This is a genomic window from Streptosporangium jomthongense (genome assembly GCF_042650425.1).
Taxonomy (GTDB): domain Bacteria; phylum Actinomycetota; class Actinomycetes; order Streptosporangiales; family Streptosporangiaceae; genus Streptosporangium.
On sequence record NZ_JBHSBC010000010.1, the window covers coordinates 35133 to 57702 of the forward strand.

Annotated in this window: 26 protein-coding genes; 11 read left to right on the forward strand and 15 right to left on the reverse strand. The window is 70.0% G+C overall.

Translation table 11 applies throughout. The features are described 5' to 3' along the window. Positions 1-212 precede the first annotated feature (212 nt). Both ACFOYY_RS11260 and ACFOYY_RS11265 read right to left on the reverse strand, forming a co-directional pair. Positions 213-566, reverse strand: a complete 354-nt coding sequence (locus ACFOYY_RS11260; protein WP_362784079.1) for a hypothetical protein — start codon at positions 564-566, stop codon at positions 213-215. A 165-nt stretch (positions 567-731) separates the two neighbouring features. Then, entirely contained in the window at positions 732-1529 is a 798-nt protein-coding gene (locus ACFOYY_RS11265) for an aminotransferase class IV family protein (protein WP_362784076.1), read from the reverse strand. 90 nt (positions 1530-1619) lie between these two features. On the opposite strand from ACFOYY_RS11265, the gene ACFOYY_RS11270 reads away from it, so the two are divergent. Next, positions 1620-1964 (forward strand): MerR family transcriptional regulator, encoded by a 345-nt coding sequence (locus ACFOYY_RS11270; protein ID WP_386189694.1) that lies wholly within the window; start codon positions 1620-1622, stop codon positions 1962-1964. 368 nt (positions 1965-2332) lie between these two features. On the opposite strand, the gene ACFOYY_RS11275 is transcribed toward ACFOYY_RS11270, so the two are convergent. Next, positions 2333-3778 carry a helix-turn-helix domain-containing protein gene (locus ACFOYY_RS11275; protein ID WP_386189695.1) on the reverse strand — a complete coding sequence of 482 codons (1446 nt, stop codon included), beginning with the start codon at positions 3776-3778 and terminating at the stop codon, positions 2333-2335. A gap of 32 nt (positions 3779-3810) precedes the next feature. Between ACFOYY_RS11275 and ACFOYY_RS11280 the strand changes: the two genes are divergently transcribed. The 5 genes from ACFOYY_RS11280 to ACFOYY_RS11300 all read left to right on the forward strand — a co-directional run bounded on the left by ACFOYY_RS11280 (position 3811) and on the right by ACFOYY_RS11300 (position 5377). After that, positions 3811-4044, forward strand: a complete 234-nt coding sequence (locus ACFOYY_RS11280) for a hypothetical protein (RefSeq protein WP_386189697.1) — start codon at positions 3811-3813, stop codon at positions 4042-4044. Then, a complete protein-coding gene (locus tag ACFOYY_RS11285) occupies positions 4041-4409 on the forward strand; it encodes a hypothetical protein (protein ID WP_386189698.1) in 369 nt (122 codons plus the stop codon). The genes ACFOYY_RS11280 and ACFOYY_RS11285 overlap by 4 nt, the downstream gene beginning before the upstream one ends. Before the next feature lie 228 nt (positions 4410-4637). Next, entirely contained in the window at positions 4638-4787 is a 150-nt protein-coding gene (locus ACFOYY_RS11290; RefSeq protein WP_386189700.1) for a hypothetical protein, read from the forward strand. A gap of 111 nt (positions 4788-4898) precedes the next feature. After that, positions 4899-5144, forward strand: coding sequence for a hypothetical protein (locus tag ACFOYY_RS11295; protein WP_386189701.1), 246 nt, complete (start codon positions 4899-4901; stop codon positions 5142-5144). Between the two features lie 17 nt (positions 5145-5161). Beyond that, positions 5162-5377 carry a BldC family transcriptional regulator gene (locus ACFOYY_RS11300; RefSeq protein WP_386189702.1) on the forward strand — a complete coding sequence of 72 codons (216 nt, stop codon included), beginning with the start codon at positions 5162-5164 and terminating at the stop codon, positions 5375-5377. A 420-nt stretch (positions 5378-5797) separates the two neighbouring features. On the opposite strand, the gene ACFOYY_RS11305 is transcribed toward ACFOYY_RS11300, so the two are convergent. From ACFOYY_RS11305 to ACFOYY_RS11325, 5 genes are all read right to left on the reverse strand, one after another. Next, positions 5798-7249, reverse strand: a complete 1452-nt coding sequence (locus ACFOYY_RS11305; protein WP_386189703.1) for a phage major capsid protein — start codon at positions 7247-7249, stop codon at positions 5798-5800. A gap of 275 nt (positions 7250-7524) precedes the next feature. Then, complete coding sequence (locus ACFOYY_RS11310; protein ID WP_386189705.1) at positions 7525-7800, reverse strand: hypothetical protein; 276 nt, start codon at positions 7798-7800, stop codon at positions 7525-7527. Positions 7801-7826: 26 nt separating this feature from the next. Beyond that, positions 7827-8210 (reverse strand): hypothetical protein, encoded by a 384-nt coding sequence (locus tag ACFOYY_RS11315; RefSeq protein ID WP_386189707.1) that lies wholly within the window; start codon positions 8208-8210, stop codon positions 7827-7829. 656 nt (positions 8211-8866) lie between these two features. Further along, entirely contained in the window at positions 8867-9112 is a 246-nt protein-coding gene (locus tag ACFOYY_RS11320) for a hypothetical protein (protein ID WP_386189708.1), read from the reverse strand. Between the two features lie 351 nt (positions 9113-9463). Further along, a complete protein-coding gene (locus ACFOYY_RS11325; protein ID WP_386189710.1) occupies positions 9464-10972 on the reverse strand; it encodes a recombinase family protein in 1509 nt (502 codons plus the stop codon). Positions 10973-11108: 136 nt separating this feature from the next. Between ACFOYY_RS11325 and ACFOYY_RS11330 the strand changes: the two genes are divergently transcribed. Continuing rightward, on the forward strand, positions 11109-11459 hold the full coding sequence (locus tag ACFOYY_RS11330) for a hypothetical protein (RefSeq protein WP_386189712.1): 351 nt from the start codon (positions 11109-11111) through the stop codon (positions 11457-11459). Between the two features lie 30 nt (positions 11460-11489). On the opposite strand, the gene ACFOYY_RS11335 is transcribed toward ACFOYY_RS11330, so the two are convergent. The 3 genes from ACFOYY_RS11335 to ACFOYY_RS11345 form a co-directional block, all read right to left on the reverse strand. Further along, complete coding sequence (locus tag ACFOYY_RS11335) at positions 11490-12248, reverse strand: SAM-dependent methyltransferase (RefSeq protein ID WP_386189714.1); 759 nt, start codon at positions 12246-12248, stop codon at positions 11490-11492. 258 nt (positions 12249-12506) lie between these two features. Further along, positions 12507-13169, reverse strand: coding sequence for a response regulator (locus ACFOYY_RS11340; RefSeq protein ID WP_386189716.1), 663 nt, complete (start codon positions 13167-13169; stop codon positions 12507-12509). Next, complete coding sequence (locus ACFOYY_RS11345) at positions 13157-14449, reverse strand: histidine kinase (protein WP_386189726.1); 1293 nt, start codon at positions 14447-14449, stop codon at positions 13157-13159. Before ACFOYY_RS11345 ends, ACFOYY_RS11340 begins: the two co-directional genes overlap by 13 nt. Before the next feature lie 178 nt (positions 14450-14627). On the opposite strand from ACFOYY_RS11345, the gene ACFOYY_RS11350 reads away from it, so the two are divergent. After that, a complete protein-coding gene (locus ACFOYY_RS11350) occupies positions 14628-15842 on the forward strand; it encodes a hypothetical protein (RefSeq protein ID WP_386189717.1) in 1215 nt (404 codons plus the stop codon). 1 nt (position 15843) lies between these two features. On the opposite strand, the gene ACFOYY_RS11355 is transcribed toward ACFOYY_RS11350, so the two are convergent. Continuing rightward, positions 15844-16782, reverse strand: coding sequence for an MBL fold metallo-hydrolase (locus ACFOYY_RS11355; RefSeq protein ID WP_386189719.1), 939 nt, complete (start codon positions 16780-16782; stop codon positions 15844-15846). An 82-nt stretch (positions 16783-16864) separates the two neighbouring features. Between ACFOYY_RS11355 and ACFOYY_RS11360 the strand changes: the two genes are divergently transcribed. Then, positions 16865-17725, forward strand: a complete 861-nt coding sequence (locus ACFOYY_RS11360; RefSeq protein WP_386189720.1) for a LysR family transcriptional regulator — start codon at positions 16865-16867, stop codon at positions 17723-17725. Here the strand turns inward: ACFOYY_RS11360 and ACFOYY_RS11365 are convergent. Continuing rightward, complete coding sequence (locus ACFOYY_RS11365; RefSeq protein ID WP_386189722.1) at positions 17704-18309, reverse strand: TetR/AcrR family transcriptional regulator; 606 nt, start codon at positions 18307-18309, stop codon at positions 17704-17706. The genes ACFOYY_RS11360 and ACFOYY_RS11365 overlap by 22 nt on opposite strands. A gap of 84 nt (positions 18310-18393) precedes the next feature. On the opposite strand from ACFOYY_RS11365, the gene ACFOYY_RS11370 reads away from it, so the two are divergent. Further along, on the forward strand, positions 18394-19410 hold the full coding sequence (locus ACFOYY_RS11370; RefSeq protein WP_386189723.1) for a hypothetical protein: 1017 nt from the start codon (positions 18394-18396) through the stop codon (positions 19408-19410). Here ACFOYY_RS11370 and ACFOYY_RS11375 read toward each other — a convergent pair. Beyond that, positions 19389-19679 carry a hypothetical protein gene (locus tag ACFOYY_RS11375; RefSeq protein ID WP_352015375.1) on the reverse strand — a complete coding sequence of 97 codons (291 nt, stop codon included), beginning with the start codon at positions 19677-19679 and terminating at the stop codon, positions 19389-19391. The genes ACFOYY_RS11370 and ACFOYY_RS11375 overlap by 22 nt on opposite strands. Positions 19680-19704: 25 nt before the next feature. Next, complete coding sequence (locus tag ACFOYY_RS11380; protein WP_352015374.1) at positions 19705-20157, reverse strand: carboxymuconolactone decarboxylase family protein; 453 nt, start codon at positions 20155-20157, stop codon at positions 19705-19707. 102 nt (positions 20158-20259) lie between these two features. Between ACFOYY_RS11380 and ACFOYY_RS11385 the strand changes: the two genes are divergently transcribed. After that, positions 20260-22443, forward strand: a complete 2184-nt coding sequence (locus ACFOYY_RS11385) for an AfsR/SARP family transcriptional regulator (protein WP_386189724.1) — start codon at positions 20260-20262, stop codon at positions 22441-22443. Positions 22444-22570: the final 127 nt, after the last annotated feature.

The following is a 22570-nucleotide window of genomic DNA, read 5'->3' on the forward strand; positions in this document are numbered from 1 at the left end:
CCATGGACGGACGTGTCGCCGGTCGGTACGGCCGGGGCGTCCTCTCCACCGACCTGACGCGTTCCCGGCCACCCGGCCGGGATGATTCCATTGGTTGGGGTGACCCGTCGTCCGGACGTGACCCCGTACCGCCGCGGTCGCCATGTGCCCCGGGACACCGCTTCGGCGACCGCCCTCCTGCCCGCGACGCCCCCGTTCACGGCGTGCCCCGCTCAGGCGGGCCAGATGCGGGTGAAGACCACACCGGTCCGAGTACGGCCCGCCTCACGCAGATCGAGGACGAGCCGTCCCCCGCGCCAGGTTCCCCGCGCCTCGACGGCTCCGTCCAGGAAGTGGCTTCGCGTGGTGAAGGAGACGACCCCGTCGCGCAGGTCGTAGCGGGCGACATGGACGCCCCCGAGCGGGGAGTCCCGGTTGAGCCACGTCGCGATCGCCCGCCCCTTCTCGGGGCCGGGAGCGGGCTTCACCAGCACGTCGAGCACGACGCCGTCCGGGAAGAACCGGAACACCTGCTCCCCGGCGGCGTGGATCTCCGCAGGCCGCCGCGGCGCGCGGGCCTTTCTCACCTCTCCGGTCCGACGGTCGGCGGTTGGGTGAACCTGGCGACGCGCGGCCGGTGCGGATCGGCCGGAGCCACCGGCAGCCGGTCCCCCTGAGTCGCCAAATGCCGCCCCTTTCCGTCACACGCCATTGTTTCCTGACACGACAGGAGCATGCCCGGGGACACAACCTCAGGGTGCCGTGAGGGGTTCCGAACGGTAGGCCCGATGGAGTGTCTCGACGAAGTCAGGTGCCTCCGGCAGGGGGACGGGGCCGATCCGGTGTACCGCGATCCCCGGTGACCAGGAGTTCATGACCACGGCCCCCGCCAACGCGGGCAGGTCGTCGAGCGTGATCTCCTGGACGCGCTGGGGTACACCGAGGCGCTCAAGGCGGCGCCGTACGATCCCCATCGTGATCCCGCCCAGCTTCTCGGCGTCGGGCCACACCACGGCGGCACCGTCCCAGAAGGCCAGGTTCCAGATCGACGCCTCGCTGAGCCGTCCCCGGCGGTCGACGAAGGCGGCGTCGTCGAAGCCTCGCTCGACGGCCTGACGGAGGAAGTACGTCTTGGCGACCTCGCCGACGTGCTTCACGGCCGGGAGCACCCGTTCGTACCCGACCGCCGTCAGGGCGAGCGGTCCGCGCGGGGCGGTCGCGGGAGGACCGGTGCGCACCAGCAGCGAGGGCTCCGCCTCCGCCCGCGTGAACTCGCCCGCGGGGGAGTAGACCGTGGCCGTCAGCGACAGGTCGGCCGGACCGGCCCGGAGCGCCGTCCGCAGACCCGCCAGCACCCGGTCGTCGGGCAGGGCCCGGCCGTACAGTTCCATCGAGGCGACCCTCAGCCGCTCCAGGTGGAGGTCGAGGCCCCGGACCCGTCCTTCGCGCACCTGCATGGCGGTGAAGTGGGCGTAGCCCGCGAAGGCGAGCGGCGCCAGCTCCTCGGCGCTCGCCTCGTGGCCGTCACGGTGAACAACGAAAGAGGACATGTGTCGCTCCAGACGTGTGTGGAATGTCCGTTCCTGGGGCGACGTTAGGGCTTCACACCAGTGGAAGGGTCAACCCGCCGGGAGGGGCACATGCTGATCGGGGAGCTGTCCCGCAGAACCGGGGCCAGCCCGCGCTCGCTGCGCTACTACGAGGAGCAGGGGCTGCTCGACACCGGCCGGGGGACGAACGGCTACCGCCACTACGACGAGGACTCCGTGGTCACGGTGCGCCAGATCCGCACCCTGCTGAAGGCCGGTCTGTCCACCGAGGTGATCCGTTCCGTGCTGCCGTGCGCGCGGGGTGAACGCCCGGACTTCGACTGGTGCGCGGAGCTGTGGGACATCCTGAACGGCGAACTGGCCGCCATGGACGAACGCATCGACGGCCTCCAACGCAACCGGGGCACCCTGGCCTCCTACCTGACACCCCCCTGACCGGTCGTAGCCCCTCGGTGAGAACTCCCAGCCGCCAACGTCGCTACCGAGAAAGCGACATCAAGGCCCTCCTCAACGCCGGATGAACCCAACCGGCCTCCAGGGGGTTCTCCCGTTCCGCCACCCGGCCACATCACAAGGAACCCGGCCTGAACACCCCAATCCCCCGGGAAAAGGGTTGGGGGTACCGGTGCCGTGTGTGAGGGGTGTCGGCTTGGGCGCGTCGGTATCTGGACAGAGAAACTTTCGTATAGGTACCAAGAGGATATGGACCTGTAGCCGACCGGTTATGGAGACCAGGGAGCCGTCATACGTATGCCAGAACCGCGAACGCCCCGCCGGATTACCGGCGGGGCGTCGTGTCTGGCTCAGAACGACTGGGCACCTACCGTCAGGGCGCGCAATTCCCGCACGGCGGGTAGGGCGTGCGCCTTCTCCGGGAGCACGGCCAGCGTGAACTGGACATCCGACAAGATGTGGTTGTTGCGCCGTTCGACCGGGAGACCGTCAAGGGTGCGCAGGGCATGCTGAGCGCCTTGCTCCGGATCTGTGTGCGCTTGCGCTGCCGCGCGGTGTAGCTCGAATACGGCCGACATGATGTGCCCGGAGTCGTACGCCCTCCGGGCGGCGTCCTGCGCTTCATCGGCTCGCCGGTCGTCGCCCGCGAGGGTGTAGACCAGGCTTCGGGTGTACCAGTCGGGCCGTACGGTTCCCGGGGTCTGCGCAGGCAGACCTTCCAGCACGGTCTCGGCCTGGTTGAGAGCGATGATCGCTTCACTGGTGCGGCCCTTCATAGCGAGAACCTGAGCTTCCACGCGGAGCGCGGAGAACAGCGTCAGGCTTGGTCGCTCCCCGGCCAAACGGCGGGCTTCCTGAAGCAGTGGAAGAACGTCGCCATCGTCATAACGCCGATGGGATGCTTCCCAGCTTCGTAGTACGGATGCCTGCACGGTGTCCCGGGACACATCGGCCAGTGTGCGCGTGCGCTTCCACCATCGGTACGCCTCCCGCTTGTTCCCCAGGTTGTACCACTCACCGGCGATCAAGGTGCTGTAGCGCGCGGCGGCATGGGCGAGATCCCGCTCAACGGCTTCCGGCTGAGCGCGGTTGAGGTGGGGAGCAAGGTTGGCGTAGTCCACAGCGAGAGCTGCGAGCACGACGGCGGGCGGGTCGTAGTAGCTTCGCTCGAAGTGCGCTTCGGCCGCGTCCTCCCAGTCGTCGATCATTTCCTGTGACACGCTCGCCCCGGAGATGCGCGGGCCGTAGGTCTGCCAGGCGTCGGTCAGTGCAGCCAGCACAGGTGCCACGGCCCCACCGACGGCGACGGTAGCAGCACCCTGTATCAGTCGTCTGCGCTCCATGTCTTCGTCCTCGTCCTGCGTTGAGGCTTTTGCCTCGACGGTACTCTTTCGCGCTTGATCGGCGTCAGTCATCGCCGCGTGAAGCGCCTGCGCCATGAGTTCACCTCCGGCGCCGAGTTCGGCGTCAAGAGCCTTGACGGCCTCGACGGGCGGACGGTTCTTCCCCAACTCCCACTTGCCGATCACGGAGTGATGCCACGCGATCCGTCCGGCGAGGTCTCGCAGGGTCAGCCCACACTGGTCCCGATGCGCCCTCAATACACGGCCGAAGTCTCGCCAGTCCGCCGATGAGGTTAATGCTGATTGTCTGATCACGCTGCCCTCGCGATCTGTCTCATCTGTCGCACGCGCATGGGTGCGACAGAGTGTGTCTTGTCTCACACTCCCAGCGACTTCAACTATGGCACCAGCAAGGGCCATGTAAAGCGGAACCCCGCAGGCGGGCAGCGCCATACGGGGTTCCTGATCGCAAAAGAGGTGCGATCGTGAACGATGGTAAGGCCCAGTGGCCTTCACCGACCATCCCGGGCTGGCGGCTGATCATCAGCACCGCAGGCCGGTTCTGGGCTTTCCGTGCGACTCCTTTCCCCGCGAAGGCGCGACAGGCCGGGGCCGAACCGGACCTGGACGCCGACACCTTCGCCGAGATCCAGGCCGCCGTTGAGCGCCAGGAGGAAATCGCCCGTCGAGCCGCCGACGCCCAGGGGGCGGAGTCGTGACCGGGCGGTCTCGGCGCGGCGGACGGCACCGCGACGGACAGCCGCTCACGAGGGTGTACCGGCGCCTGTGGGACGGCCCGGCCCGTTCCGAAGCGGAACGGCTGGATCGTTCCTGTCAGGGCTGGAGTGTGCTCTACAGCCTGGGAGAGCGCCGTTTCTACGCCATCGCGGCCTGGCCGACGCCCGAACCGCTGATCATCTTCGATGACAGCTCCGAAGGGCTTCAGGAACAGATGCGCGAGGCGGAGACGGCCTTCGCCTGGCGAACGCTTCCCCCTCCCCAGAGCAGGCGCGGCGGTGACCGGCCCCAGGCGCCAACCGCCGCGCCGCACCGTCCCCGGCACTCTCACCGGGGCATCACCTGACAAGCCGGTACGGCGGGCGCGGACCTCATCCCACCTTGCCCGCCGTACCTCATGAACGTGCGGCCCGGTCGAAGGGGTCCAGGCCGCACACCTCGACGGCTCCGAAGCATCGGGGAAGGGAGCCGTCGGCGCCGGTCACCCCGTTGTGACCGGTCCCCCTCAGGCGCCCGGCCAGGCAACCCCGCTGGCCGGGCGCTCTCCATGCCGCCCGTCGCTGACAGGAGTCTCGTGAAGAACCCGCTGAGCGTCTTGCTCGACCTGCTCTCCATAGCCCTCCCCGGTCTCCCCGGCACCGAGACCGAGACCGAGTCTCAACCCCCGAAGCCCCTGAGACCGCCCGCACCTACGGCACCCCTGGAGAACCGGGAGGACTTCTGACATGGCCGCCCTCTGCGTTGTCCTCCTCGGGGTCGAGTTGGCCCCGTGGGTCGCGGCGCGGGCTGTCCTCGTATGGCCGGTGATCGCCGTCCGGCTGCGAAGGGATCGCTCATGACCGACCACGCTCCCGAGCGCGAACAGCAGCTCATCGAGCTGCTCGGCACGATCCATCGCGGCTGGCGATACGAGGCCCGCGACATACCCGGCCTGCCCCGGTGGTGGGCCTACCGCTACCAGCAGGTCACCGCCGCCCAGCACAAGGCGGGGGCGCGTGACGTCGTCGCCCGGGGCACCGTTCACCGCCTGGCCCAAGCCCTCGGCCGCCAGGACGAGATCACCCACATCATCCGCCACTGACGCCGTACAGGACCCCCATGACCAGCATCATCGGCCCCAACGGCACGTTCACCACCGAGACCGGCGTCACCGACCGGCTTCTCACCCCTACAGAGGTCGCCCGCTTCTTCGGTGTGGACCCTAAGACCGTCACCCGGTGGTCGCGAACCGGCCGCATCCCCTCGGTGCGCACCCCCAGCGGGCAACTCCGCTACCGGGAGTCCGAGGTCCGTGCGCTGCTCAACGGCGGTTAGGTTCTAACCGGCCGACCGCTGACGGCCGTGAGTGGAAGCCACTCATGCTGATGCGACCGGCTTTAGTTTCTGAAGGCTCCCACCGTCCAGAAACGGGCGGTCGCCCCGGCGCGACCGGTGTTAGTTGCTAACGTCCCGCTGTTCAGCTTCTGAACAGCGGGACGTTGCGTCTGGGCAGAAGCTGCCCACCGTGATTTGCCGCAGATCAACCGAGAGCATCGAAGCGGTACCCGAACAGCGTTTTGCGGCAAAACGCTGTTCGGATACCGGGTAAACGCGCTCGCCGTGGGAGTTGCGATGGTGGCCGGGCGCAGGCCGTCCCTTGCGGTCCCTCCGAACCGATGTAGGACCTAGACGACCTTCGCCCCCCACCCGCCGGAGAGAAAGCGAGCGGGACCGGTTGACGCCCGGCCACCGGGCTTACAGAGCCGGAACGATCAGACCGGTTCCGGACACGACACTAATGGCCTTCGGCTGACGGCCGGAAGCGAACGCGCTGTAGCCGTAGGCCACGAGCCGGACGCCCAGGCTGTTCGACAGCGGCTCATCGAACCGCAGCTGCGCCGGGGCCGCGCTGGCGTCCTCCATCAGGATGCAGTCGCGGAAGTCGGCCACGATGATCCGCGTCTCGTTCGTCCCGGCCCCGAGGTTGGTCGGCACGCTGCCGCTGGCCACGAACGGGACCAAGACGTTGCCCTGAGGGCCGCTGCCGTACTGGGTGGGGTTGTCGGTGGTTCCCATGGGGTTGAACGCGACGCCGGACGGCTCGAACATCGGGCGGCCCGTCGTGTCGCGCTCGGCCAGCAGCCACGCCCACAGGCTCGGATGCGAGACCATCGCGGTCGGGCCGGTGAAGCGGCCAGCCATGACCTTGCCGACCGCGTCGGCCAGCTTCGGCCACAACTCTGGGACCGTCGGCGAGGCGTCGGTGTAGGTGATGGCATTGGCGCCGGAGACGTTCAGCAAACCGAGGTGCTGGCCAGAGGAGCCGGAACCGTTGATCACCTGGGCGTCCAGGCTCGCGGCGTAGGCTGCGGCGAGGTCGGCGAACAACACCTCCTCGATGATGACGCCCCGTTCGATCGACTGGCGTGAGGTGTCCACGTACCCGGCGACCGTGACGACCGGTACCTGAAGCATCGTGTCATCAAGGTCCTGGTTGGACACCGTGGCGTTCTCACTGGCCTGCACACCAACGGTGGTCGGCGTGGTCACGCGCGGGATGTCCACCGTCATGCCCTTCTCAGGCAGGGGCAGACGGCGGCACAGGTTGGCCACCGGCCGTCCCGCGCGGGCGTACTCGGCGAACATCTCCACGAGATACTGCGGCGGCACGAACCCCGACACGGCGCCGGTGTTGATCGCACGCAGAGCGAACCCGGGGTTGTCGATCTCGATTTCGCGACCGTGGCGGGCCAGGCGCTCAGAGGCGGCCGGATCGTGGTGGACCTGGCTCATGAACAGGTCCCGCAGGAACGACGGGCCGGTGACCCCGCGACCGTCCCGGTCGGCCTGCGGCGGCTGGTAGGTACGCGCTTCGGCACCGACGCGTATCACGCGGTCCTGGCCGGGCAAGGTGACGCCGGTTGGGTGGATCTGGCTTTGAAGCCTGACGATCTCGGCTTCTTGTCTCTGCTCTTCGCGGAGCAACTCGATCTCGGCGGTGGCTTCCTTCACCAGATCGGACGCGGCACGCTTCTCGGCGATCAGGGCGTCAATCCGCTCTTCCTCCTCAAGGGTCACGGTCCTGCGGCCTTCGTCCTTGCAGCGCTGGAGAATGCGATCAGCTTTGGCCTCGGCGTCGGAAACGCGCCGCTGAGCGGCTACCTTTTGCCGCTGGGCAGCGGCGATCAGGTGAGCAAGGGTAGTCATGAACACGCCTTTCGATAGGCAGGGTCGAACACGGAAGGTGATCAACTGCCTGATGCCGCTGCGGTTCCGAGGAATCCGGCCCGTTCGGGAAGACCCTGGCCGCGCGGGAGGCGCTGATCACAGGATAGGCCAAGGGCACGGCGTCCGCCTGTGACCTTTGGTAAAGCCTCCCTGTACTGGCCGGGCACCCCCGGTAGGGGCATGCGCGGGGGGAGAAAAAGGGAGACTCGGGCGCGGGTCACCCGCCGGTCGTGATCAAAAACGCCCCGACTCGTTCACAGCAGCGTCTCGGCCTGGCACGGAGACGGCTTACACAGGCGCTCGGCGAGGTCGTCGAGGACGCTTGCCAGTTCAGCGGCCGTGTCGGCGGCATCCGACAGCGGACTGTCCCCCTCGGCGTCGGCCTGGCCCTCGTGAAGGTCGGCGAGGTCGTCGGCGAGCCGGTCGGCGAGCGTGCGGGCGCGACTGACCAGACGGCCGGTGTCGTCGGTCAGGGCATCCAGGATCGCGACGAGTCCGGGCGAGATGGCGGCCGGTGCGGTGGTGGTCATCGTTCGTTCCTCTCGGTGCTGTCTGCTCATGGCTTGATCTGGGCGATCTCGGCGAGCCCTTCGGCGAGGTCAGCCATGCCTCGCGGTCCGGTCGGCGGGGCGCCTGCCTGGGCGGTGCTGTGCCTGCACTGTGGGCACGCTGGCGTACCGGCGCCGGGGCGCGGCTGGTCACCTCCGGGCATGCCGTGTGGGCACGGCTGACGGGCGATCAGGTCGGCGTACCGGGGCGGCCCTGGGGTCGCCGAGACGGCCGGGCGGTCTCCGGAGCGGACCCGGATGAGCAGGGCCGCGAGGTCGCCAGTCTGAACGAGCCGGGCAACGTAGGCCGGAAGCGACCGGGGGCGGTTCTCGGCTTCGATGATCGAGATGATCTCTCTCGTCTCGGTGGTCGTCGCGTCGGTCGCCCTCATGATCCGTCGTTCGGCGACGGAGAGAGGTAACGGCACGGTGCGGGTGGGGGCTCCCAGGGGCTCGCCAGGCGATCCTGTGCGCTCGCCTGGCGAGCCTGTAGGAGCCCCTTCGGAAGGGGCTCCCTGGGGATCTCCTCCTGTGACCTGCCCTTTTTCGGCAAGGGGCTCCCCAGAGAGCCCCTTGCCGCATGCCTCGCAGTCACAGCCGGGCGGCGCCGGAAAGCGCGGTAACCGGTAGGTCGGCGCCCGACCGGGAACGGCGTAGAGCGGCTGCCCCGCGCTGTCCACGCCCCTCGGTACCCGGACCTCGATCCCCCGGGCAGCGAGCCGGGCAAGGACCTTCCGCAGGCCCGGCCGCGTCTGGACACGAGCACGGCGAAGCAACTCGGTCGTGCCGATGTCCACGGCCCGCCCCGGGCGCCGAGTCTTCTCTGCGATGGCAACCAGGACCAGAGCCTCAGCCGGGGTCACTTCCGGGGCGTGGTCGAGAACCTCCGCGACCAGTTCATAGGACATCGGCCCGTGCCCCTTCCGGGACGGCGACGGGACGGCATCGGTCGAGCGAGCGCCAGACATCGGCACCGTGCCGTACCGTGGTGATGTCGAAGCCCTCGACTGTGAAGGCCGCCTCTGCCCGGGGGCGGTCTTCCTCTGTGTCAGGCGGCATCGGGAGCGTCCTCCTGATCCTGATCTGCCGTCGTGGGCGAGAAGAGGAGCGCGCGTAGCCGCTCGACGGCTTCCGGCCGTAGTGGCGGCGCGGTCTCGACCAGGCGCCGGATGTAATCTTCGGCGCGGGCGGCCTTCAGGTCACAGCGTGCGCGTTCCTCGGCTTCCTGGTCGCCGAGTTGCGCGGCGCGGGCCAGCCGGGCGCGGGCGTTAGTCCATGACGGTACGGGTTCCACAGAGTCCCCCCGGAACTCTCCGGACGGCGGTCCGCAGCATCTCCCCTCACGCCGAGAAGATGGCGGTCGCCGATTGCAGCCCGCTCCTGTGCCCCTCAGGGCAGGCCACACCTGTCAACGATGGGGAATCCGCGAACGGTCGGGCACCGTTGTTGCCCTCGCCTCCGTGCGAACCACGGGACCGGAGGGCCGTAGACCGATTATGGCTATGTCTGGGTAGCCGCACTACGTAGGCCGGAATCCTTTGTCATCTCCTGACGATCTTCGGTTGTTTCCTCTACCTCCTCATGGCTTAGACAGAAGAAAGGGTCACGCCTTTCGTCGGCGTGACCCTTTGCGTTCACGAAGCGATCACTCGGCGTGTCTCCACACCATCCGCTCGTCAGCGGGAACGCGACGCCGGGGAAGCGGCGAGCGGGTGATGCGGACCTCTCCCAGATGTTCGGGCGCCAGCAGGATCGCGGCGGCCTTCCGGCGTGCCGACACCGGCGCGGCCTTCCAGCGCTTGGCGACGTCGGCGCCCGGCTCGATCAGGGCTACCAGGTCGCCGGGGGCGGTCAGTTCGCGCACAAGCTTCTCAGCATCGGTGACCTTCGCCGTGAGGTCTTCGACCAGACGGGCGAACATGCGCGCTTCGGCCACCGTGGCGGGCGTCTCACTCGTGGCCTTGTCCAGCTCTGCCCTGAGCCTTGCAAGTTCAGCCTGAGCCGTTTCGGCTTCGACCGACGCCGAACGTGCGGTCAGGGCCTCGTACACGTCGGGTCGCGCGAGGTAGGTAAGAATCGCGTCCGTAATGATCTCGTCAACGCCAGCTTTGAGGATCCGGACACAGGAGTTGATCTGACACTTGTACTCAGGCTCACCCGACTTCGTACTGTTCACGACACCGATCGGTCCCCCGCACACGTCGCATCGCACGGTGGTGGTGTACTCGTGGAGCACGCGCCCCGGACGCGGCGCCTTGTTCTGGTGCTTGGGCTCGCTCAAGATGCGCTGGACATCCCAGAAGAGATCACGCGGAACGATCGGTTCCCACGTGCCTTCGATCAACTCGGGCTTGGCACCCTTCGTGCCTTTCAGCTCTTTCGGAAGGTAGGCCCGGTACCCGGCGTAGACAGCCTTCGTCGCCATGGTCCGCAGGTGCTGCTGGGTGAACGGCTTCCCCTTGCGGTTGGTGATCCCCCGCGCCTCGTAGTCCTTCGCGATCGCCCTGAAACTGTGGCCCTTGCGAAGCCGGTCGAACAACTCGAAGATGATCGGCGCGCGGACGGGGTCCGGCTTCCACGTGTCGAGCCCGCGCCGGTCGGAGAAGTAGACGGGCAGGTACCCGTACGGGCACACGCCGTGCGGGCGCCCTGCGGCGGCACTGGCCTTCATATCCCGCTTGATCCTTCCCCGCGTCTTGGCAGACTCGAACTCGCTGTCAACAGCATCCTCCAACAGCGTCCGCCGGTCGCGCGGGTTCGCGGGATCATAGGTCCGGCCGTGTGTGGTGACGTGAACGAGCTTTCCACGATCTTCGAGCAGGTCGAGCATGGTGACCCATTCGCCGACCCGGCGCGAGCCACGCGAGGACTCCCACAGAACGAGCACATCCGCGCCGAACCGGTCGGTTCGCAGGTCGGAGATCAGGCGCTCGAAGTCGTCGCGGGTGTCGGTCGAGTACCGGCTTGCCGACACGGCCTTGCTCTCGGCGTAGGGCTCCAAGAGCGTGATGCCGTGCCGGTCGGCCGACGCCTGGTTCTCCTCGTGCTGCTGACCGGGGGACTTCATCCGGCCGGATCGGTCCTGGGAGACCCGGAGGTACTCCCGGCCGGTGAGCAGGAGCTTTGCCGTCTGGAGGAACGTCGCCGTCGTCATGCATTCAAGGTAACCCTAGTAAGGTTCCTGGACTGAGGAACGCAGGAGCGCAGCGACGGAGTGACGAGGGAAGACACCGACCCGAAGCGCCCGAGCCCGCGACGCCGAAGGCGTCGCAAAAGAATAAGGTGCTCTGATGCCTTTGGTTGAGGTCACCCATCGACCGGACATCGCCGAGACGAAGCTTCGTGAGCTCGGGGAGGTGTTGCCGCACCTGGTGTCCGTGGCCGTCGAGTGTCCTGAGGAGCCGTACGACGGCGACCTGCAGCCGGGCGACGTCGAGATCCGCTTCCGGGCGCTGGGGCCGTTTGACCGCTGTGGCCTGGACGTGGTGATCGAGATCAGGTCCAAGTGGTTCGAGAGCAGGGCGGCCGACCGGCAGGAGCGGGTGGACGGCCTCCACGAGGCCGTCGCCGCCGCGACCGGCCTGACCGACTTCGGCGTCTACCTCTCCCTCCCGGTCGCCGCCTGGGCCCAGGGCGACTGAGACAGCGGTTTCCAGCGCGGAGTCACGAGGTCATGGCTTACGTGCCATCCCGGCGATGACGAGCCATGGTCCGGCTGCGGCCTCGGAATCGGTCCACTTCTCGACCGCGGTGAGACCGGGACTCACCGGCTCCAGGCCGTCGAAGAAGCGTTCAACGGTTTCTCGGCTGCGCCAGACCAGAGGCGCGGCGGGGTTGCGGTAGTACATGTCGATCGCCTGGCGCATCTCGTCGGGCAGCGTGTCGGTGGCCGTGGAGACGACCAGGAAGGACCCTGGCGCGAGGTGGACCATGAGGTCGCGAATGATGCCGGCCGGATCGTCCGCGTCCGTGATGTAGTGCATCATCCCAATGATCATCAGGGCGGTCGGGACGGTGGGGTCGATCAGCCGGGACGTCTCGGGGTGCGTGATGATCCGGTGTGGATCGCGCAGGTCTCCCTCGATGTAACCGGCCTGGCGGCCGTCCAGGAGGTTTCCGCCTTCGGCCACTACAAGGGCGTCGTTGTCGACGTACAGCACGCGGGAGTCGGGAGCGGCGACCTGGTGCACGTTCTGTTCGGTCGGCAGGCCGGATCCGATGTCGATGAACTGCCGAACTCCGAACTCCCGGGTGAGGCGCCGTACGGCGGCGATCAGAAACCTCCGGTTGGCGAGGGCGAGTTCCCGTACCGGCCAGAGCCTCATCACCCGTTCGGCGGCGTCCCGGTCCACCTTGGAGTTGTGCCTGCCTCCGAGGAGGTAGTCGTAGACCCTGGCGGGAGAGGGGCGGGGAGGGTCGACTTCGCGCATGCTCATGCTCCGTTAAATAGGCCAGGAGTTATAAAGGCCGAAGACAGATCATATGCCGGTAATTGGTGGGCTTAATAAGCTTCAGGCGAGATATCTGGCCGATGAAATGCCACGTCGAAAAAGGAATCGATCCGGAGGAAGCCGCCACGGCCTGCTCGGGCCGCCGAGCGGCGATCCGCGTGGGGTACGGTCGGGTCTCACCCGGCCTGATCGGCTTGTGCTCTTCGGGCGACGTCATCCAGGGAAGGGGAGCGTGCCCTAGCGAGGAGCGTTGTGGGCTATGAGGGCGAGTTGGATGCGGTTGTCCAGGTTGGTCTTGGTGAGGATTCTGGAGATGTAGCCCTTGACCGTGCCGACGCTCATGTGGAGTTCGGTGGCGATGTCCCCGTTGGACATGCCCCGGCCGACCGCGTCGGCGACCTCGCGTTCGCGGCCGCTGAGTCTGGACAGCAGCCGGTCGGCGTCGTCACGGCGGCGGTCGTCCGTCTCCGGCGCCAGGTGGGCGATCAGGCGCCGGGTCACACTCGGGGACAGGATCGGCTCACCGGCCACGACCCTGCGGATCGCGTCCACGATGCCCTCCGGCGGGGTGTCCTTGAGCAGAAACCCGTCGGCCCCGGCGCGCAGGGCGCCGAAGACGTGCTCGTCGGCGTCGAACGTGGTCAGCATGATGACGTACGGCGGGGCGGGCCGTCGTCGGAGCAGCCGGGTGGCGTCGATCCCGTCCAGGCCCGGCATCCGGATGTCCATGAGCACCACGTCGGGCGTGTGGGTGTCGACCGCGGACCCGACGTCGGCGCCGTCGGCAACCCCGCCGACCACGACCAGTTCGTCGGCGCCCCTGAGCATCAGCGTCAGCCCCGCCCTGACGAGCGGGTCGTCGTCCACGACCAGTACGCGTATGGCCGTCATGCCGGCCATGGTAGCCAGACCGTGAGGTGGAACTCCTCGCCCTCGACCCCGGCGTGCTCGACCCGGCCGCCCGCCAGCTCGGCCCGTTCCCGTACCCCGGCCAGCCCGGCACCCTCTCCGGGAGAACCAGGTGAACCAGGAGAACCAGGGAAGCGGGGAGAACCGGGAGAACCGGGGAAGCCGGAAGAACCAGGTGAACCGGGAAAGCCAGGGAAGCGGGAAGAGCCGGGAAAGCCGGGAAAGGCATCTTCGCCGGGCAGGGACCTCTCGTCGTGGAAGCCTGGGAAGGGTCCCTCGGTGGGGTCGGACGCTTCGACGGGGTTGCGGACCTCGACGGTCAGTCCCCGGCCGGGGGCGCCGTCGAGACGCAGGGCCACCGGCCGTCCCGGCGCGTGTTTGAGGGCGTTGGTGAGGCCCTCCTGGACGATCCGGTAGGCGGCCCGCGCCGTGGCGCCCGGCAGGTCGGGCAGCCGTATTCCGCCGTCGTGCGACTCGACCCGGGCGCCCGCCCGCCGTACCTCCTCGACCAGGGACCGCAGGTCCAGTTCGGCCAGGACGGGGGCCTCGCGCAGCACCGAGATGACCTGGCGCAGCTCCTGCAACGCCTGGTGCGCGTTGGCGCGTACCACCGAGGCCGCCTCGACCACCTCGGCCGGGTCGGCCTTCGCGTTGAACTCAAGCGCCCCGGCGTGCAGTGCCAGCAGTGAGAGGCGGTGCGCCAGCACGTCGTGCATCTCACGGGCGATGACCAGGCGTTCGGCGTGGCGGGCCTGTTCGGCGCGGCGCCGCTGCTCCTCCTCGGCTCTGCGGGCCCGTTCGACCAGCGAGAGCACGAGCTGACGGCGGGCCCGCGCCAGCATCCCCCACCCGGTCAGCGCCACCCCGAACAGCACCGCGACCAGGGCCCACACCGGGTACGGCGCCAGCCCCGGCGGCCGGATCCAGAAGCGCGTCAGCGTCGCGGCCGTCCAGGCGGCACCGACGCTGACCGCGACGGCCGAACGCCGGTACAGGGCCGCCATCAGCGTCGCGACCCCCGCCGCGACCGACGCCGAGGCGGCGGGCACCGAGATGGCCACGGCCACCAGCGCCATGGTGGCGGGCCTGCGGCGTGCCAGCCACAGCGCGGCGCACGCCACCACGCCACCGGCCACGTCGACGGGGAGCCAGGTGTCGCCGAGCTCGCCCCACACGACCGCGACCGCCGAGGCCAGCGCGCAGACCAGGCCGCCCGCCCGCGTCGCCCGGTCCCAGGTGGTCCTGGCGGGGCCGGGCCGTACGTCTGCCATCACGGGCGTTCAGCGTAATCGGGGGGATCGGCCGTGGGCAGCAACCAAAGTCGCCGCCACTCTCTTACCTGGGTTGCCACGGGCGGGTCCGAGGTCGCCGCCGACTCCTCACCCGGGTTGCCACGGACAGGCCCGGAGGCACAGGCCCCGGAGGGGAGGCGCGGAACACGATCGCCGTATGACAGCGAACCGGAAAGGCGGCCGCCGGGCCGCGTTGCTGCTCGCGGTGGTCACACCGCTCGTGGCCGAGTTCACCCTCGGCAACCCGCCGCTCCGCATGGCGTGGATCCTGCTGCTGTGGATCCCGATCTACGGCGCGGGCACCGTTTTGGTCCGCGAGCTGGTACGGCGGGCCGGGACGGGCTGGGCCGGGGTGCTGCTGCTCGGTGCGGCCTACGGCGTCGTCGAGGAGGGCCTGGCCCTGCAGGCGCTGAGCAGCCCCACGATGTACGGCGCCGCCGGGTGGGCACCCCGAATCCTGGGCCTGAACAGCGCCTACGCCGAGCTGCAGATCCCCTACCACGCGGTCTTCAGCGCCGTGATCCCGATCCTGCTGACCGACCTGGTCTTCCCCTCGCTGCGTGAGCGGCCCTACCTGGGCAGGCTGGGCCTCTGGTCGGCCGGGACGGTCTTCGTCCTGGGCGCGCTGCTGCTGCGGGTGACCGTGGTGACGAGCATCGACCCCGGATACCGGGCTCCGGCGGCGGTCCTGGCCGGATGCGCGGCCGTGGTCGTCCTGCTGACGGCGGCGGGCCTGCGGCTGCGGTTCCCCACGGGCGTCTCCCCGACCGAACCGACCGAACCGACCGGCCCGGTCGGAGCGACCGGACCGGCTGGACCGGTCGGAGCGACCGGACTGACCGAACCGGTCGGGCTGACCGAATCGGCCGAACCAGCCGGACGGACCGGACTGACCGGACCAACCGAACCGACCGGACTGGCCGGTCCGGCAAAACCGGCAAAACCGACTGGGCTGACCGGTCCGGCAAAGCCGACCGGACCGGCTGGACCGCCTGGGCCCGTTGTGGCCGGGGGGTTCGGTGTGGTCGTGGTCTTCGGGTACCTGGCGCTGCTGTTCCCCTTCGGGGGTGCGACCCGGCCCTTCTTCACCCATGGCGGGTGGGTCGCGGTGCCCATGACGGCCGCCGCCGTACTGGCCGTGGGGGCCGGGTGGCTGCTGCGCCGCTGGACGGCCGGGGGGCTGTGGACCGACGGGCACAGCCTGGCCCTGGCGGCCGGGGCCCTGGTCGCCCACACGGCCTTCGGGCTGGTCTCCAACGCCGACACGGCGGCCGACCGGATCAGCCTGGCGGCCGTCGGCGTGGTCATGGCCGCCCTGCTGGTCCTGCTCGGCCGCCGGGTCCGCTCCTCCCGGAGGTTCACGGCCCGATAGGTCACCCGGCGTGCGCCGAGGACCCCCTGTGTTCCGTGTGCCCGGCGTGTTCGGCGTGTTCGGCGCACAGGCAGCCGACGCCCCGTTCGATCCACTCGTGGCCGGTCCACTCGGGGTGCCGTTCGACGAGCAGGGCCCTGACCTCGGCGACGATCTCGGCCTCGTCGGCCGCCGAGTCGCGCCGCAGCCAGGTCTCCGCACGCAGTTCGCGCAGGTAGTCGCGGACGCCGGTGAGCACTTCGGGGCCGCCGAGGTCGCCGTGGCCGGGGACCACGATCCTGTGGCCCGCGGCGGCCAGCCGGTCCAGCACCGCCAGCCAGCCCACACCGGAGACGTCGGTGTCGTACGGCGGGAACCAGGGGAAGATGGCGAACTGCCCGGTCTCGGCGAGGTCCCCGGTGAACAGCACACCGGCGTCCGGCACCTCGACCACCTGGTCGCCCCTGGTGTGGCCCCGGCCGGTCGGGCGCAGCCGTACGGTGCGACCACCGAGGTCCAGGTCGTGGGTGTCGTCGTAGACCAGGTCCGGGACGGGCACCGTGACGCCGTCCAGGCGGCGGGCGACGGTCTCGCCCAGGCCGCGGAACATCTCCAGGTAGCCCTGTCCCTTGGTCCTGAGGTCGTCGGCCTGGGCGCGGTTGACCAGGTAGGTGGCCTCGCCGGAGAACACCTGCGCGCCGAAGGCGTGCTCGGGGTGGAAGTGCGTCGTGGTCAGGTACAGCCTGCGGCCCGCCGCCACCTCCGAGGCGAAGGCGAGGACCTGCTCGGCGTTGGCGGTGCCGATGCCCGTCTCGACGACCAGTACGGCTCGCGTGCCGCCGATGACGCCGATGTTGGGTACGAGCCCGGCCCGGTGGTTCGGGATCACCAGCAGGCCGGGGGCGATCTCCTGGGCGCCGGAGACCTGGACGACGGGGTCGGGTATGGGTTCGTGGGTCATGTCCTGATTGCAGCGCTGTGAGGCCTTCGCGGTCCAAGTCCTGTTGGGTGGCGGCGATGCCCTGCGGGTATCGTCGCCGGTCATGGAGCTACGCACGCTGCGGTATTTCGTGGCCGTCGCCGAGGAACTCCACTTCGGCCGGGCGGCCGCCCGGCTGCACATGAGCCAGCCGCCGCTGAGCCGGGCGATCAGGCGGCTTGAGACCGACGTCGGCGCCGTCCTGTTCCACCGTTCCCCCTCGGGGGTCCGGCTCACCCCGGCCGGGGCGGTGCTGTTCGACGAGGCGCGCGTCCTGCTCGAACAGGCGGAGCGGGTACGGGTGCGGGTGGCCGCCGCGGCGGGGGCCGCGACCGTCACCGTCGGCATCCTGGGCGACGGCACCGACCGGGGCGCGACCCGGCTGGCCGCCGCGTACCGCCGCAGGCACCCGGACGTCGAGATCCGGGTCCGGGAGACCGACCTGACCGATCCGACCTGCGGGCTGCGCGCCGGGCTGGTCGATGTGGCCCTGACGCGCGGGCCGTTCGACGAGACCGGTCTGACGGTGCGTGAGCTGCGGGCCGACCCGGTCGGCGCGGTGCTGCGCGCCGACGACCCGCTGGCCCGCCGCGACCGGCTGAGCCTGGCCGACCTGGCGGGGCGGCGCTGGTTCCAGTTCCCCGACGGCGTCGATCCGCTCTGGCGGACCTACTGGAACGGCGGCGAGCCCCGGGAGGGTCCGGTGGTGCGCGCCGTACAGGAGTGCCTGCAGGCCGTGCTCTGGAACGGCACGGTCGGGATGTCCCCGCTCGGGCACACCCCGCCGGAGGAGCTGACCGTGGTGCCGCTGGCCGACATGGCGCCCAGCCGTGTGGTCGTGGCGTGGCGGACGGGCGACGCGAACCCGCTGGTCAGGTCGTTCGTCCGGATCGCGACGGCCGTCTACCGCGCCTGGGAGACCTGAGGAAGGGGCTGGGAGAGGGCGCTCACGATCAGGTCGGTCAGCGCGGTGACGGCGTCGTCGAGGGTCGTCCGCCCGTGGTTGAGTTCGGCGGCGATCGCGTCGGCCGCGCCGAGCACGCCGACACAGCGCAGCCGGAGCGCCCGGACGCCGAGGGCGGAGTGCGGGGCGAGCGCGGTGGCCATCAGGTCGGTGTAGTCGTCGAGCATCTCGCGCTGGATCACCTCCATCTCCGGGTTTCCCTTCAGGGCGGCGGTGACGGCGTTGAACTCCGGCATGGCGGTGGCACACGCGAAGTAGGCCGCGCTCATGACGCGGGCGACCTCGGGGCCGGTCGGCGGGGCCTCGCCCAGCGCGCGGGTCAGCGCGGCCCGGTGCTGCTCGTCGAGCCGCCGGTGGAGCGCGGTCAGCAGGCCGTTCCTGGTGCCGAAGTGGTCGTAGACGATCGGCCTGCTCACCTCGGCGGCCTCGGCCAGGGTGGGCAGGGTCAGGCCGTCGGCGCCCTGGACGCGCACGACCGCCAGGGCGGTCTCCAGCAACTGCTCCCGTCTCTCCTGCTTGGACAGGCGGGTCGGTGATGCGGCCATCGTCCTCCTCTTGCGTCGCGGTCCCAGCTTAAGCTACAACGTGTAGCCTACAAAACGTAGCTTAGCCGTACGGGAGGAAACCCGATGGAACCGGTACTGATCATGGGCGGCTCCGGGCAGGCGGGCGCGGGCACCGCGGCCGTTCTCCGGCGGTGGTACCCGGCGCTGCCGCTGGCCGTCGCGGGCCGCGATCCCGGCCGCGCGCGGCGGGTCGCCGACGAACTCGGCACCGCCACGGCCGTCCCCCTCGACCTGCGGCGCGACGACCTCGGCCTGCCGGACGGCCAGGAGTGCTCGGCGGTGGTCGCGACGGTGTGGGACTCCCACCTCAACGGGCTGCGTTACGCGCAGGAACGCGGGCTGCCGTACCTCAGCATCTCCAACGGCCTGGTGGACCTCACGCCGGAGGTCTTCGCCGGCGCACAGCGGGCCTCGGCCGCGCCGATCCTGCTGGCCAGTCACGGCTGCGCCGGACTCGTCGTCCTCGCGGCGCTGGAGCTGGCCCGCGAGTTCCACCGGCTCCACACCGTCAGGGTCGCGCTGGTGCTGGACGAACTGGACGGGGGCGGTCCGGCCGCCGTCGAGGACATGGAACGCCTGATGGCCGCGACCTCGGCGGGGCTGGTGCGCCGTGACGGTGTCTTCACCTGGGTGGACGGCCAGGAGGCCCAGGTGGAGGTGCTCACCGCCGACGGCACCGTACTGCCCGGCCAGACGGTCGCCATCCCCGACGTGCCGAGCCTGGCGCTGGCGACGGGCGCGCCGAACGTCCGCTTCGACTTCGTGGTCGGCGAGTCCTCGGGCAGGCGACGGGGCGGACCGGCCTCCGTCGAGGTCAGGATCGACCTGGAGGGGACCGGCCCCGAGGGGACGCCGCTCGACGTGACCCACCACATCACGCACCCCCTGGGGCAGCGGCCGTTGACCGCGCTCGGCGTCGCCCTCGGCGTCGAACGGCTGCTCGGCCTGCGCGGAGACCCCGTGGCGCCGGGCCTGTACACCCCGGAGGCGTTGATCGACCCGGCCCTCGCGGTCGAGCGGATGGTCGAGGAGGGGACGCTCCTCACCCGGAGCCGGGTTCAGCGCTCGTCGACGACCTGACCGTTCAGAGCGGTGGCGTCCGCGGTGAGGGCCATGGTCAGCGGAGCCTCGGGGATGGTCGGCAGGCTGGCGAGCGCGGCACCCATCTGCGCGCCGCTCTCCCAGTGCCAGGTGTCGGTGTAGACGCCGTCCTCAAGCCGGATCAGCACGGCGTGGGTGAGGCCGGGGTGCCCCTCCCTGACGGTCTCGATCAGCGAGCTCCTGCGGGCGAGGAACTCCTCAAGGTCGCCGTCGGCGACGTGGTAGCGGTGCGAGCGGACCACGGACATGTCTGTTCTCCTTCGGAAGTGGGGGTTACCAGCTGCCCGCGACCTGGCGGATCGGGGCGTTCAGCCGGTTGAAGAGGTTGGTCACGGCGATCATCAGCAGGATCGAGGCCAGCTGCTTCTCGTCGAAGTGGTCGGCGGCGTTGTCCCAGACCTCGTCGGGGACGGCGTCGGAGTGGTCGGCCAGCCGGGTCGAGGCCTCGGCCAGCTCCAGCGCGGCCCGCTCGGCGTCGGTGTAGTACGGCGCCTCACGCCAGGCCACGACCAGGCCGATGCGGTCCTCGTTCTCCCCGAGCTTGCGCAGGTTCTTCAGACCGGCGTCCACACAGAAGCTGCAGCCGTTGATCTGGCTGACCCTCAGGTGGATCATCTCCATGAGCTCCTGGGGGAGACCCTGCGACTGGGCGGCCTGGATCAGCTCCTGGATCGGCTTGATGACGCCGGGGATGATCGAGGCGGGGTTCTTCATACGGGCTTCCATGGTGTTCCTCGTTCCTTCCGTTGCGGTTGGTGTGAGATCAGGATGGATGTCCGTATTGATAGATTCGCTATGCGCTCGCGATGTGGAGGTGATGGGGGGACGATGCTGCGCTTCACCCTGCTCGGTCCCGTTCGGATGACCGTCGACGGCGCCCCGCTGCCGGACATCGCCCCACGTCACCGAGCCGTGCTGGCCTATCTCCTGCTCAACGCCGACCGGGTGATCAGCATCGAGCGGCTGATCGACGCGATGTGGGGCCACGACCGGCCCGACACCGCCAGGTCGCAGATCCACGCCTCGATCACCGTGATCCGCAAGGCGCTGCGCGCCGCCGGGGCCGTACAGCTGCTGGAGACGCGGGCGGGCGGCTATGTCGCGCGGCCCGAGCCGGGGCAGGTCGACACGGGGGAGTTCACCGAGCTGGTGGCCGCGGGCGCGCTGCGCGAGGCCTTGGACCTGTGGCACGGCGAGGCGCTTGAGGACGTGCACGCGTACTACGTCTGCGGCGTCAGGGAGCTGTGGAACGACCGGCGGCTTTCCGCCTACGAGCGCCTGGCCGAGGAGGGGCTGGCCGCGGGGCGGCACGACGACCTGCTCGACGAGCTGGCCGCCCAGGTGGGCGCCAACCCGCTGCGCGAGAGGCTCAACGGCCATCTCGTCCTCGCCCTGCACCGGTCGGGACGGCAGGCCGACGCCCTGGCCGCCGCGCGCGCCTACCGTACGGCTCTCGCGGAGGAACAGGGGCTCGACCCCGGGCACGCCTTCGTCGAACTGGAGCGGGCGGTTCTGGTGGACGATCCGTCCCTTCGTCCGGCTGCCGAGGCCTCGGCTCCGGCCCGTCGGTCGACCTTCCTGCCCTACGACATTCCCGATTTCTCCGATCTTTCCGGTCGGGTCGCTGAGGTGGAGCGGCTCGTGGGGGAACGCCGTGGAGCGGCGGTCGTCACGATCGACGGCATGGCCGGGATCGGCAAGACCACGCTCGCCGTCCACGCGGCCCACCGGATGGCCGGACGCTACCCGGACGGACAGCTCTTCATCGACCTGGGGGCGCACACCGCGGGCCGGGAACCGGTCGACGCCGCCGCCGCGCTTGAGGCCCTGCTGCGCCAGCTCGGGGTGCCCGCGGAGAGCATCCCGGTCACACCGGCGGAGCGCGGCGCCCTCTGGCGTGCCGAACTGGCCGGTCGCCGCGTGCTCGCCGTACTGGACGACGCCGCGGACGCCGAGCACGTACGGCCCCTGCTGCCGGGACACTCCGACACCCTCGTCCTGGTCACCAGCAGGCGGCGGCTCGTCGAACTGGACGGCGCCCACGCGCTCTCCGTCGAGGTGCTCGACGAGGAGGAGGCCACCGAACTGTTCGGGCGGATCGTGGGGGAACGCGCCCGGCGCGAGCCGGAGGCCGTAGGCGAGACGCTGCGCCTGTGCGGGTACCTCCCGCTCGCCATCCGCATCGCCGCCGCCCGCCTCCAGCACCGCCCGCGCTGGACGGTCGCCTACCTGGCCGAACGGCTGCGCGACCACCGCAGGCTCCTGGACGGCGTCTCGGCCGCCTTCGCCCTCTCCTACGAGCAGCTGGACGAGCGGGAACGGCACATGTTCCGCCTGCTCGGACTGGTGCCCGGCCGTGACATCGACGCGTACGGCGCGGCGGCGCTGGCCGGGATCCCGGAGGAGGAGGCCGAGGACCTCCTTGAGAGCCTCCTCGACGCCCACATGCTCCTGCAGCTCGAACCCGGCCGGTACACCTTCCACGACCTGCTCCGCGAGCACGCGCGTTCGATCGCCGAGGACGACGGCGCCGTCATGCGGCTGCTCGCCTACTACCTGCACCGCTCCCGCGCGGCCATGGACCGGCTCTTCCCGTACGGCGTCGCCGAGCGGGAGGGCGTCCCACAGCCCGCCACCCCGGTCCCGCCCGTCCGCGACGCCGTCGAGGCACTCGCCTGGCTCGACGCCGAGCGCGCCAACATCATCGCCACGGCCGTCCACGGTCCCGAGATCTGCCTCAGCCTGCTGTCCCTGGTGATACGGCCCTATCTCGACCGGTACGCGCACCACGACGACGCGCTCACCCTGTACACCCTGGTGCTCCAGCGCAGCCGTACGCTCGGCGACCGCGAGGTCCAGGCGCGGGCGCTGGCCGACCTGGCGTGGACCCACTGGCGGCTCGGCGACCACGACCAGGTGGACGAGCACGGACGGCTGGCGCTGGCCCTCTACGAGGAACTCGGCGTTCCCGAGGCGGGTGAGCTCCGGGTCCTCCTGGAGTACGCGGGATAGAGCCGACGTCCGGTCTCCTCGTCATCGGTGCCACGCTTGTCCTGTAGGAACGCGCCCGTCGGCACGGGCTTCCCGAGGAGCGGATCATCGTTGGCTGACAGGAGAGACGACCCGGTGGTGGTGATCG